Source organism: Nonomuraea sp. NPDC050547 (genome assembly GCF_044457345.1).
Lineage (GTDB): Bacteria > Actinomycetota > Actinomycetes > Streptosporangiales > Streptosporangiaceae > Nonomuraea.
On sequence record NZ_JBITGW010000010.1, the window covers coordinates 14,400 to 26,327 of the forward strand.

Annotated in this window: 10 protein-coding genes; 6 read left to right on the forward strand and 4 right to left on the reverse strand. The window is 70.3% G+C overall.

Going from position 1 to position 11,928, the window contains the following annotated elements; all coding sequences use genetic code 11:
- The first annotated feature begins 16 nt into the window (after nt 1-16).
- Complete coding sequence (locus tag ACIBHY_RS24815; RefSeq protein ID WP_397307807.1) at nt 17-2,524, forward strand: chitinase C-terminal domain-containing protein; 2,508 nt, start codon at nt 17-19, stop codon at nt 2,522-2,524.
- 343 nt (nt 2,525-2,867) lie between these two features.
- Here the strand turns inward: ACIBHY_RS24815 and ACIBHY_RS24820 are convergent, their stop codons facing one another.
- The 3 genes from ACIBHY_RS24820 to ACIBHY_RS24830 all read right to left on the reverse strand — a co-directional run bounded on the left by ACIBHY_RS24820 (nt 2,868) and on the right by ACIBHY_RS24830 (nt 5,405).
- Complete coding sequence (locus ACIBHY_RS24820; RefSeq protein WP_397258586.1) at nt 2,868-3,650, reverse strand: hypothetical protein; 783 nt, start codon at nt 3,648-3,650, stop codon at nt 2,868-2,870.
- Between the two features lie 256 nt (nt 3,651-3,906).
- A complete protein-coding gene (locus ACIBHY_RS24825) occupies nt 3,907-4,389 on the reverse strand; it encodes a hypothetical protein (RefSeq protein ID WP_397258584.1) in 483 nt (160 codons plus the stop codon).
- An 83-nt stretch (nt 4,390-4,472) separates the two neighbouring features.
- Nucleotides 4,473-5,405 (reverse strand): formylglycine-generating enzyme family protein, encoded by a 933-nt coding sequence (locus tag ACIBHY_RS24830; protein ID WP_397258582.1) that lies wholly within the window; start codon nt 5,403-5,405, stop codon nt 4,473-4,475.
- A 53-nt stretch (nt 5,406-5,458) separates the two neighbouring features.
- Here ACIBHY_RS24830 and ACIBHY_RS24835 point away from each other — a divergent pair, with 53 nt between their 5' ends.
- The 5 genes from ACIBHY_RS24835 to ACIBHY_RS24855 all read left to right on the forward strand — a co-directional run bounded on the left by ACIBHY_RS24835 (nt 5,459) and on the right by ACIBHY_RS24855 (nt 10,803).
- The gene (locus tag ACIBHY_RS24835; RefSeq protein WP_397258580.1) at nt 5,459-6,016 is read left to right on the forward strand and encodes a PadR family transcriptional regulator; all 558 of its coding nucleotides are present in this window, start codon (nt 5,459-5,461) and stop codon (nt 6,014-6,016) included.
- Nucleotides 6,013-7,767, forward strand: coding sequence for a sulfatase (locus ACIBHY_RS24840; RefSeq protein WP_397307808.1), 1,755 nt, complete (start codon nt 6,013-6,015; stop codon nt 7,765-7,767). Before ACIBHY_RS24835 ends, ACIBHY_RS24840 begins: the two co-directional genes overlap by 4 nt.
- A 70-nt stretch (nt 7,768-7,837) precedes the next feature.
- Nucleotides 7,838-9,160: an MFS transporter gene (locus ACIBHY_RS24845; RefSeq protein WP_397307809.1), complete on the forward strand. Its 1,323-nt coding sequence runs from the start codon at nt 7,838-7,840 to the stop codon at nt 9,158-9,160.
- 68 nt (nt 9,161-9,228) lie between these two features.
- Complete coding sequence (locus tag ACIBHY_RS24850; protein ID WP_397258574.1) at nt 9,229-9,687, forward strand: hypothetical protein; 459 nt, start codon at nt 9,229-9,231, stop codon at nt 9,685-9,687.
- Between the two features lie 84 nt (nt 9,688-9,771).
- Nucleotides 9,772-10,803, forward strand: coding sequence for a medium chain dehydrogenase/reductase family protein (locus tag ACIBHY_RS24855; protein ID WP_397258572.1), 1,032 nt, complete (start codon nt 9,772-9,774; stop codon nt 10,801-10,803).
- 15 nt (nt 10,804-10,818) lie between these two features.
- Here the strand turns inward: ACIBHY_RS24855 and ACIBHY_RS24860 are convergent, their stop codons facing one another.
- Complete coding sequence (locus ACIBHY_RS24860) at nt 10,819-11,841, reverse strand: 2-oxoglutarate and iron-dependent oxygenase domain-containing protein (RefSeq protein WP_397307810.1); 1,023 nt, start codon at nt 11,839-11,841, stop codon at nt 10,819-10,821.
- Nucleotides 11,842-11,928 lie beyond the last annotated feature (87 nt).

The window sequence follows — 11,928 nt, forward strand, 5'->3', positions numbered from 1 at the left end:
CCTTGGATGGCGAACCATGCGTAAGCGAGCGCGTCTGTCCTTAGCCGCCGTGGCGGCCTCGATGGCCCTGGTCGCGGCGACCCTCGCCGGATCCGCCGCCGCGGCCGTCGACCACGAGACCTGCCGCCCCGACGGGCTCCACCGAACGTCCGGCGTCAGCGTCCCCTACTGCTCCGCCTACGACGAGCAGGGCCGCGAGAGCATGGGCGCGGACCATCCGCGCCGCGTGATCGGCTACTTCACCGGCTGGCGCCACGGCGGGAACGGGCAGCCCGCCTACCTCGCCCAGAACATCCCCTGGTCGAAGATCACGCACATCAACTACGCCTTCGCCCACGTGGGCGCGGACAACAAGATCTCGGTGGGCGCCGACTCGGCGAGCAACCCTGCCACCGGGCTGGACCTGGCGGGCAACGACCCGGCCCTGCCGTACAAGGGACACTTCAACGCGCTCACCACGCTCAAGAGGGCCAACCCGCACGTCAAGACGCTGATCAGCGTCGGCGGATGGGCCGAGACGGGCGGGTACCTCGACGCGAACGGCAACCGGGTGGCCTCCGGCGGCTTCTACACGATGACCGACAGCCAGGCCGCGATCGACACGTTCGCCGACTCCGCCGTCGCCTTCATCAGGAAGTACGGCTTCAACGGGGTCGACATCGACTACGAGTACCCCACCTCGATGAAGGACGCCGGCAACCCGGCCGACTGGCAGATCGCCAACGCCCGGCGCGGCCGGCTCATGCAGGGATACGCGGCGCTCATGAAGACGCTGCGCGACCGGCTGGACAGGGCCGCCGCCGCCGACGGGAAGTACTACCAGCTCACCGCGGCCGTGCCCGCCTCCGGGTACCTGCTGCGCGGCATGGAGACCTTCCAGGTCACCCAGTACCTGGACTTCCTCAACATCATGTCCTACGACCTGCACGGCGCCTGGAACGAGTTCGTCGGCCCGAACGCCGCGCTCTACGACGACGGCAAGGACGCCGAACTGGCCAAGTGGGGCGTCTACACCACCTCCCAGTACGGCGGCATCGGCTACCTCAACACCGACTGGTCCTACCACTACTACCGCGGCGCCCTGCCGCCCGGCCGGATCAACATCGGCGTGCCGTACTACACCCGCGGCTGGAAGAACGTCACCGGCGGCACCGGCGGCCTGTGGGGCAAGTCGGTCGGCACCACCTGCCCGACCGGCCTGACCACCTGCGGCGACGGCGCCACCGGCATCGACAACCTGTGGCACGACAAGGAGAACGGCCGCGAGGTGGGCGCCGGGTCCAACCCGATGTGGCACGCCAAGAACCTCGAACGCGGCATCGCCGGCTCCTACCTCGGCGCGTACGGCGTCACCGAGGGCATCACCGGCACCTACACCCGCAACTACGACGGCACGCTCGTCGCCCCGTGGCTCTGGAACAGCGGCAAGAAGGTGTTCCTGTCCACCGAGGACGAGCAGTCGCTCAAGGCCAAGGCCGAGTACGTCAGGGACAGGGGCCTCGGCGGCATCATGATCTGGGAGCTGGCCGGCGACTACAAGTGGACCGGCAGCGAGTACTTCATGGGCGACACGCTGACCACGCTGGTGCACGACACGCTCAAGACCGCGGCGCCGTACACCGCGACCAGGGCGAAGACGGCGCTGCCCGCGGAGAAGATCGACGTGGGCTTCGCCGCTGAGCAGTTCCCCGTCGGCGACAGCAACTACCCGATCAGCCCCAAGCTCAAGATCACCAACAGGTCGGCGTTCACGCTGCCCGGCGGCACCGAGTTCCAGTGGGACTACGCGACCGCCTCGCCGCCGAACGCCAAGGACCAGTCCGGGTTCGGGCTGCGGGTGATCAGCAGCGAGCACACCGGGGCCAACAACATCGGCGGGCTCAAGGGCGACTACCACCGCGTCTCGGTGAAGCTGCCCAGCTGGCAGACGCTCGCCCCCGGCGCCTCGGTGACCATGGACTACGTCTACTACCTGCCCGCGCCGGGCCCGAACAACTTCACCGTCACCTTCGGCGGCAAGAGCTACGGCGTCGTCCAGGACCTGGCCCGCGGCGGGGGCGTGGTGACCCCGTCGCCGACCCCCACGGTCACCCCGACCGGCGGCACGTGCACCGATCCGGCGTGGGAGGCCGGGAAGGTGTACAACGGCGGCCAGCGCGTCTCCCACAACGGCCGTACCTATGAGGCCCGCTGGTGGACGCAGGGCAACCAGCCCGGCACCAACGACGTGTGGCGCGACCTGGGCGCCTGCGCCGGCACCCCGACCGCGACGGCCACCCCCACGCAGACGGTCACTCCCACACCGACGCCCACCCCGACTCCGACGGCGACCCCCACGCCGACGGCCACGCCCACACCGAGCGTGACCTACACCGGCGGCACACCGGAGTGGGCGCCCGGCGTCAGCTACCAGACCGGTGCCATGGTGCGCTACCAGGGCATCACCTACCGGTGCAGGCAGGGGCACACCTCCCAGGTCGGCTGGGAGCCCACCAACCTCTTCGCGCTCTGGCAGCCCATGTAGTCCCGCGAGGGCCCGGCTCCGGCCGGGCCCTCATGGCTTTGGGCCTGTAGGGAGCAGCCCACCATCACCGGCAGCCTCAGCAAGCTGCCACCCGTTCTTCCGCTCCACCGGCTCGGGCGACCCCGTCACCTACGCCCGCGCCCGACGACGAGGCTCCACCCTCCTGAACAACAGTCACAAGATCAGGTTGTGGTGCCAGAGCTGACTTGACGGCCCGGCGAGGATCCCGCGGGCAACCGTCCTCGGCGAGCCAGCCGCGCACCGTCGAACTCCCGCCACACCGCGGTGTTGCCCGTTCAGCGGGTCTTCGGTTACCGCCGGCGGCCGAGGAGCGGAGCAGGCGCTATGACTTCGGAATTTTCAGCGCGCGCGTCTGGGCGGGCGGCGGGGGCTTGATGGTGAGCTTCATACCCCAGTCCGAATAGCGGATGTCGTCGACGTAGCCGAACCACCCCTGCCCGCCGGTGGCACCCTTGAGCTGCTCGTACTCGGGTTCCTTCCACTTGACCCAGACGCGGCGTACCAGTCCGTCCTCGCCGATCCACAGACGCCACTGGATCGGCCACTCGCTGTTTCCGTACTCCTGCTTCGGACGCAGTTCCGGCCGGACCGCCCACAACTGGCCGAACGTCATCACTCCTTGGCGGAGGGTAGTGGACACGCCGTCATAGGTCTCGGAAGGCTGTTCGGATGTGGTGGTGGCCAGCACGGCCGCGAACATGTCAGGCTTGTCCAGCCGCAGATTTCCTGCCTCTAGGCGTAGCTCGCACTGCCACGCGAAAGTTACTGGCCAGGTCACCCACTTCTTGCCCTTGGGATGCTTCTTCGACGGGTCGTGTACCCACTGGCGTTTGCCGATGCAGATGTCGCGCTCATTCCGAATCTGGTGGTGCACGAGGTCGGTCGCCACGACCTTGCCGTCGCCGAACCCGATGACGCCCTTGGTCGGTTTGAAGCGGTCCCACCCGTCGCCGTTGTTGAAGGTGCTGTATTCGACGACCCGCACTCCACGACCTTTGACCATCTGCCGCTGGATCGCGGCGATCGGATCGACCGCCGTGCCGGCCGCGGCCACGCTGGGAGCGGGAACGGCATGGAGGGCGGATCCGGCCAACGCGAAGACCACGACCGTTGTCCATCGCCTCATGAGGTGACGTTCTCCTATGGGTGAGTGCGGTACTTCCGCCGCCATGCCGAAGGAGCCAGACTCGCAAATGCGGATCACGCCATGATCACAGCCCCGATGGGGCCTATCCAGCCTCACACGGTCGGACACCCGATCACTGCGGTCACCAGACCCCGCGCCGCCACGCCCAAGCCCGCGCCCGCAGCAGCCACTACCGGCGACGCCGGCCCAAGCATCACGCATCCAGGTTGCAGTACTAGCTCACGCAGTCCTGCCCCATCACGGCGATCGACAGTTGTTCGAGCCTCTTCTTGCCGACGAAGAAGGTGTAGTACGCCTTGGGGTTGCCGGGCACGCGGACGTACGGGTTCAACCCGTGCGGGGTTCTCACCTTCGGGTAGGCCCGCTTGATCTGCCGCATCGTGGCGCCGATCCCGATGCCTTCCGGCGTTCTCATGCCCTTGCCCGCGAACACCACGGCCACGCCGCGCTTCTTGGAGATGTAGAGCCCGACGCTGTTCTTGCCGGTCGGATGGGTCTTCAGGTCCCAGCCGGAGCAGCCGCCGTGCGGGGCGCTCCGCTTGAGAACGATCTTCCCGGTGGCCTTGGCCCGCTTGGCGCTCATTCCGAGCTTGAGCGTGCCGACGCCGTACGGTCCGAGGGTGGGCCCGGAGGCGAGCGCGGGCGTGCCCGAGAGCAGCAGCGCCCCGCCGGCCAGAGCCGCGAGGAGTATCTTCATGGCGTTCTTCCTTCCGGTCGCGTGCCGTGCCCAGGGTTGGAGTGCCGTGGCCGGGCGGAAGTTCGGTTCGATGCCGGTCGGGTCTACGACGGGCCTATCGTGCGGAATCCGCAGTTGCCGCTGCTGGAGCCGGGCACGTTGGCGGAGCGGGCGGCGACGCGGTAGCGGTGGCAGTAGGAGCCGTGGCACAGGTACGACCCGCCCCTGATCACCTTCCGCTCGCCGGCGGGCGGGCCTTGCGGGTCCGCCCGTGCGGAATCGGCGTAGGACGTGGGGGAGAACCAGTCGGCGCACCATTCCCACACGTTCCCCGCCATCTCGTACAGCCCGTACCCGTTGGCGGGGTAGGAGCGCACGGGGGCGGTCGCCAGCCAGCCGTCCTCGCCGGTGTTGTCGTGCGGGAACGAGCCCTGCCAGATGTTGCACATCCACCGGCCGCCGGGCGTCAGGTCCCGGCCCCAGGCGAACCGCTGCCGGGACAGGCCGCCGCGGGCGGCGTACTCCCACTGGGCCTCGGTCGGCAGGCGTCTTCCCGCCCACGCGCAGTAGGCGGCGGCGTCGTTCCAGGAGACGTGGACGACGGGGTGGGCGGACTCGGCTTCTGACAGCGGCCCGAAGGGGTGGCGCCAGTCGGCCCCGGCGACCGTCGCCCACCAGGGAACCGACGGGTCGAAGCCGAGGATGTCGGCGCGGGTGGCGGCGACGGCCAGGCGGAAGACCGCGGAGTGGCCGGCCCGCTCGGCGTCGGTGCGATAACCGCTGGCCCGGGTGAACGCCTCGAACATGGCGACGGTGACCGCGGTGGCGTCCATCGGGAAGGGCGCGAGCCGTACCGGATGCACGGGGGTCTCCCCGTCGGCGGGATAGCCCTCGCCGAAGGCGTCGCCCATGAGGAAGGTGCCGCCGGGGAGCGCCACGTCGTCGTGATCGATCGGGACCGGCGAGGGGGCCGGGAGGGCGCGCGGGTTCGTGGTCTGTCCGGCCACCGGCGTGCAACAGGGCATTGACGGCTCCATGGGAGGAGTATATGAATCAACTCACATAAGTGCATGTGCACATAGGAGACACGTTGAGGTTTGAGTACGTCCTGCTGGCGTTGCTGGCCGGCCGCCCGTTCAGTGGCTACGACCTGCGCAAGTGGCTGGAGGTGGAGGGGCAGTTCGTCCGCTCGCGCGCCCACCACAGCCAGATCTACCGGCTGCTGGCCCGGATGGTCGCCGACGGGTGGGTGGAGTTCGAGGTCGACCCGAGGGAGGGACGGCCCGACGCGAAGGTCTACCGGCTGACCCCCCACGGCGAGCAGGTGCTGCTGGAGTGGGTCCGCTCGCCCTACGAGCCGTCGAGCCGTTTCCAGGACGCGGACTTCACCGCCCGGTTCGGCTTCGCCGTGGCGCTCGACCGGCAGGCGGCGCTGGAGATGCTCCACGTCGAGCTGGCCTACCGGTACGAGCAGATCGCCCGCAGCCGTCACCGCGACAGGACCCTGCGCTTCGAGAACGCGCTGCCCGGCCTCGATCAGGCGAGCGCGCAGGAGGTCTTCGACCGCATGCACGACTACGGCGCCGCCGCCATGGACGCGTGGGTGGCGTGGCTGGAGGAGACGCGGACGTGGCTGGAGGCCCGATGAAAGCGATCATGGTGATGTTCGACAGCCTGAACCGGCACATGCTGCCGCCCTACGGCGGGGACTGGACGCACGCGCCGAACTTCGCCCGGCTGGCCGGCCGCGCGACCACGTTCGAGCACTGCTACGCCGGTTCGATGCCGTGCATGCCGGCCCGCCGCGAGATCCACACCGGCCGCTACAACTTCCTGCACCGCGGCTGGGGCCCGCTGGAGCCGTTCGACGACTCGATGCCGGAGCTGCTCAAGCAGAACGGCGTCTACACGCACCTGGTCAGCGACCACCCGCACTACTGGGAGGACGGCGGCGCCACCTATCACGGCCGCTACAACACCTGGGAGTTCTTCCGCGGCCAGGAGGGCGATCCGTGGAAGGGCCGGGTGGCCGACCCGGAGATGCCCGAGGACCTCAAGCGCATGCGTCACACGATCTACCGGCAGGACTGGGTCAACCGCCCGTACATGGACACCGAGGCGAAGCACCCCCAGACACTGACCTTCGACGCCGGGCTGGAGTTCGTCAGGACCAACGCCGCGCAGGACCGCTGGTTCGTCCAGATCGAGACCTTCGACCCGCACGAGCCCTTCTTCACCCATAAGCAGTACAAGGACCTCTACCCGCACGACTACGACGGCCCGCACTTCGACTGGCCCGACTACAAGCGGGTGACCGAGACGCCGCGGCAGGTGGACCACGCCCGCTACGAGTACGCGGCTCTGCTGTCGATGTGCGACCACTCCCTGGGCCGGGTGCTGGACACCATGGACGACCTGGGCCTGTGGGAGGACACGCTGCTGATCGTCTGCACCGACCACGGTCTGCTGCTGGGGGAGAAGGGCTGGTGGGGCAAGTCCGTGCAGCCCTGGTACAACGAGCTGGTCCACCTGCCGCTGTTCGTGTGGGATCCCCGCGCGGCCGCCGCGGGCGAGCGGCGCGAGGCGCTCGTGCAGACCATCGACCTGGCGCCCACGCTGCTGGAGTACTTCGGCCTCGACCGGCCCGCCGACATGCAGGGCATCCCCCTGAACTCCGGGGCCACCAGGCAGGCCGGCCTCTTCGGCATCCACGGCGGGCACGTCAACGTCACCGACGGCCGCTACGTCTACATGCGCGCGCCCGCCTCGGCCGCCAACGAGCCCCTGCACGAGCACACCCTCATGCCCACGCACATGCGCGGCCGCTTCTCGCCCGCCGAGCTGGCGGGCATCGAGCTGGCGGAGTCGTTCGCCTTCACCAAGGGGGTGCGCACGATCCGGGTGGCGGGCCGTACCTTCGTCAACGCCTACCACTTCGGCACGCTCCTGTACGACCTGGAGACCGACCCCGAGCAGCGCGCGCCCGTCGTCGACGACGCGGCCGAGCTGCGCATGGCCGGTCTGCTGGTCGAGCTGATGCGGGCCAACGACGCGCCGCCCGGCCAGTTCGAGCGGCTCGGGCTCCCCGTCACCGGCGCGGTCACGGAGGAACACCTCCTGGTACGCGCCCAGCTCGACCGGGCCGAACAGAGCGCCGCCCCCCTCCCGCGGCCCGAGGACTACCCCGAGGGCAGGCTGTCGCTGCGCACGCCGGTCAAGGCGCTGATCGCCGACCCGGTCGCCGTCGAGGTCCTGCGCAGGCACGTGCCCGGCATCGTCGACTCCGAGCTGCTGCAGATGCTCGGCGCCACCCCGCTGATCGACGTCGCGGCGATGGCCGGCGGGCTGCTCCCACCCCCCAGACTCCGCGCGATCGCGGAAGAGCTCGCCGAGCTCTGAGCCGGTGACGGGGCGGCCACCCCGTCACCGGCGAACACCTTTCCTCCTCCTCGCAGAAAGAGGTGGCGTGATGTCTCAGGCTACCCAACAAGCGCCCGCCGAGATCCGCGGACGATGGCGTCAGCTGTCGCTGCTGGGCGGCGCGATGCTCGTCGACAGCACCGAAGCCAGCTTGGTCAACAGCCTCTTCCCGGTGATCAGGCAGTCGCTGGGGCTCTCGCTCGGCGCGCTCGGCATCCTCACCGCCGCCGGGAAGATCGTCGGGGTGTTCACCGGGCCGCTGTGGGTGTGGGCCGCCCGCCGCTGGTCGCGCAAGAACGTCCTCGTCGTGGCCACGGGGCTGTGGGGCGTGTGGGGCATCGCCGCCGGTTTCTCCCAGAACTTCGCCCAGCTGCTGATCTTCTACACCATCCTCGCCGCCGGGTACGCCGCCGCGCACCCGATCATCACCGAGATCATCGGCGACCTGTTCGACGGCTCCGTCCGCGGAAAGGCCGTCGGGCTGCTCTACGGTGTGATCGCGCTGGCCGGATCGGTCCTCGGTCCCGTCAAGGGCCAGCTGGCCAACGTCGACGACGGCTGGCGCTGGGGTCTGTGGGGCATCGGCGCGTTCAACGTGCTGCTCGGCATCGGCATCTGGCTGTGGTTTCGCGACCCGGGCATCGGAGCCGCCGAGCGGCAGCTCGCCGACCTCGACCCCGAGGTGCGCGCCGCCCAGTCCGAGCTCACCTGGACCAAGGCGCTGGCGCTGCTGCGCATCCCCAGCTTCGGCATCCTGCTCGGCTCCCGGCTGCTGTCGGGCCACCTGCTCGTGGGGGCGTTCGGCGTGGTCTTCCTCGTCGACGTGTACGGCTTCAGCACCGCCGTGGCCTCCATCGTGCTGCTGCCGTTCGGCGTCGGCTACTTCCTGGGCAACGTGGCCGGCGGCTTCCTGGGTGACTGGGCCGCCCGGCGCAGCCCTCGCTACGGCCTGGTCGCCGTACTGCAGGCCGCCCAGTTCGGCTTCGCCGCGGCGGCCTTCCTCGGCACCCAGATCGCGTTCGCGTCCATCGTGCCGTTCGCGGCGTTCTTCGGGCTGATGGGCGCCACGCAGGGCGTCAACCCCGGCATCAACCGGCCGATGGTCATGGCGATCACGCCTCCCGAGCTGAGAGGCGCGGCCTTCGCCGTCTACATCTCGATCTTCGAGGCGATCGGCTGGGCCGCCTTCAGCCTCGGCGCCGGCTTCCTCGGCGACGTCTTCGGGCTCAAGCAGGTCTTCCTGTGGGTTCTGGTTCTGCTGATGCTGGCCAACGGGGCGTACCTCACGCTCCTCTACCGCCCGTACGCCCGCGACGTGGACCGCCTCCAGCGCGAACTGGACGCCCGGCGCGCCGCGGCCCTGGGCGGCTGAGAGCGCGCTGCAGCCGCCGTGCAAGTGCCGAGTGATCGACTGGCGGCGTCGGAACGGGAGGAAGAGCATTGGGATCGGTCGTCTTCGGCACATGCGCCGCCATCGCCGCGATCGTCGGCGTCATCTTGTTCGTCAGGTTGCGGCGGAAGCCGCAGACCCGGGTGGGGGCGTACGTCAGCGCGACGATCCTCTTCCTGGGCGCGGGGGTGCTCACCATGGGCTCCATCTCGTTCGCGAGCCTGGAGTCGGCCGCGCTGGTGACCTTCACGCCGGAGGAGCGCGCGGTGGCGGTGCCGTGCGACGCGGCGGTCCTGGGGGCGGAGGAGATGTCCAACAAGCACAACGGCCGCTACGTCTGGCTGCTCCGGCTCCGGGTGACGCCGCGGACCGGCGACCCGTACGAGATCGAGCGCACGGCCCGGCTCACCTCGTCCATGGGCGAACGCCTGGAGCGAGGCGACGCCGTGCTTGCCTGCCTGACGGCCCCCGCCGACCGCACCAAGATCGAGATCCCGGCCCTGGCCTGACCGCGGAGGGCCTGGTTGACGCATGTCCTCCCTATGTGCTGTTATAGGCTATAACAGACATGAGAGCTAGTAGCGGAGGTTGTGATGGGCGCCGAGGAACTCGTCGAGGTCGTTCTGCCGGGCAAGGTCGAGCCGGAGGGGCTGCGGATCAGGCACGGGGAGGTGCCCGTCGCCGGACCCGGTCAGGTTCTGATCCGGATGGAGGCGACCGGCGTCTCCTTCGCCGAGCAGCAGATGCGCCGCGGGCGCTACTACGACCAGCCGGCGTTCCCGTTCGTACCCGGCTACGACCTGGTCGGCACCGTGGTGGGCACCGGCGAGGGAGTGGAGCCCGGCCTTGCCGGCGCCCGGGTCGCGGCGCTGGTCAAGGTCGGGGGCTGGGCCAGCCACGTGCTCGTGGACGCCGCGGACGTGGTGCCGGTGCCCGACGGGATCGGCGCGGCGCAGGCGGAGACCCTCGTCGTCAACGGCATCACCGCCTGGCAGATGCTGCACCGCAAGGCCCGCGTCCGCGCCGGGCAGACCATCCTCGTGCACGGCGCCAACGGCGGCGTCGGCTCGGTGCTCGTCCAGCTCGCCCAAGCCGCGGGCGTCCACGTCATCGGCACCGCTTCCGCCCGCCACCACGACGCCCTGCGGGCCCAGGGCGTCGTGCCCGTCGACTACCGCGGCGGCGACGTCGCCGCGCGCGTGCGCGAACTCGCCCCCGGCGGGGTGGACGCCGTCTTCGACCACGTCGGCGGGCGCGGCATCGTCGGCTCCTGGAGGCTGCTCGCCCCCGGCGGCACGCTCGTCTCCTACGGCAGCGCCTCCACCCGCGACGACGAGGGGTCCAAGCAGTGGCCCGTGCTCAAGCTGCTCGGCCGGGTCTGGCTGTGGAACGCCCTGCCCAACCGGCGCCGCGCCTACTTCTACAACGCGTGGGCGGGACACGCCCTGGCCAAGGACCGGTTCCGGGCGCGGCTGCGCGCCGACCTCACCCAGGTCTTCGCCGCGTTCCAGCGTGGTGACATCACCGCCCGGATCGCCGCCCAGCTGCCCCTCGCCCGTGTCGCCGAGGCCCTGCGGCTGGCGGAGTCCGGCACCGTCGCCGGGAAGATCGTGCTCACGCCGTAGCGCGGGCCGTCCGCCTCAGCGCTGATACGGCTCACGCAACATCGCCAGCCGTCCCTCCTCGTGGATGCGCCGGGTGGCGGCGCGTTCGGGGTAGCAGCGCATGAACATGTTCGTGAAGTGCGTCCCGTAGTGCAGCGGCGGGCCGCCGCACGGGTCGTCGAGCGATCGGCCGAAGCTCGGCTCGTGGAAGTACGCCACCGCGAACCGCTCGCGATCGGCCAGCGCCACCTTGTGCGGCGTGGACAGCAGGTAGCCGCCGGTCAGGAACTGCAGGATGTCGCCGGGAAAGACGGTGAACACCCGCGGCACCGGGCGGACGAAGATCCACGGCGGCTCGTCCTCGTACAGGCCGGCGGTGCTCTCCGCCTCCAGCCAGTTGCGCGGCCGCTTCTCGCCCTCGACCGGCGGCCGGACGTACAGGCCGCCGACCTCGTCCTGCGCGGCGATCACCAGCAGCCCGTAGTCGGTGTGGGCGCCGATGCCGCGCGCGGTCCGCGCGGAGCGCGGCGGGAAGCGCAGCACGCGCATGTGGTGCCAGCCGTCCGTGGTGTGCCCGGTCAGCGCGTCCGGCCCACCCAGCCCGAGACCCAGGGCCGCCAGCCGCAGCAGCCGCTCGCCGATCGAGCCGAGCGCGGCCGTGAACGCCTCCATCCGCCGCTGGTAGTGCGGGCCCGGCCAGGGCACGGGGCCGTGACAGGGCCAGCGCTCGCGCACCCGCGCGTCGTGCACCGGCACGTCCGGGCAGACGGTGAAGATCTCGGAGTAGTCGGTCTCGCCCGCGGTGACCTCCTCGCCTGAGGCGACGTAGCCGCTGTAGCTCAGGTCGCTGACATGGCTGGACTTCTCCGGCAGTGACAGCGAGAAGAACTCCCTGCTCGCCTCGAACGCCGCGAGCGCCGTCTCGTGCTGGGGTGTGGTGGCGGCGACCTGGAAGATGCCGTCCCTGCGCCACGCCGCGATCATGGTACGGCCGAGCTCCAGGTCCGCCCGCGTCCCGGTGACGGCCTCCGGCAGGCTGAACGTGCTCAGTTCGATCATCTCGTCCCCCTCGCTGGAGTGGTGTGCGATTCGGCCACCTGTACGCGGACCGGTCCCCGCCCGGCCGACCCGATCCGGCCGGTTGCG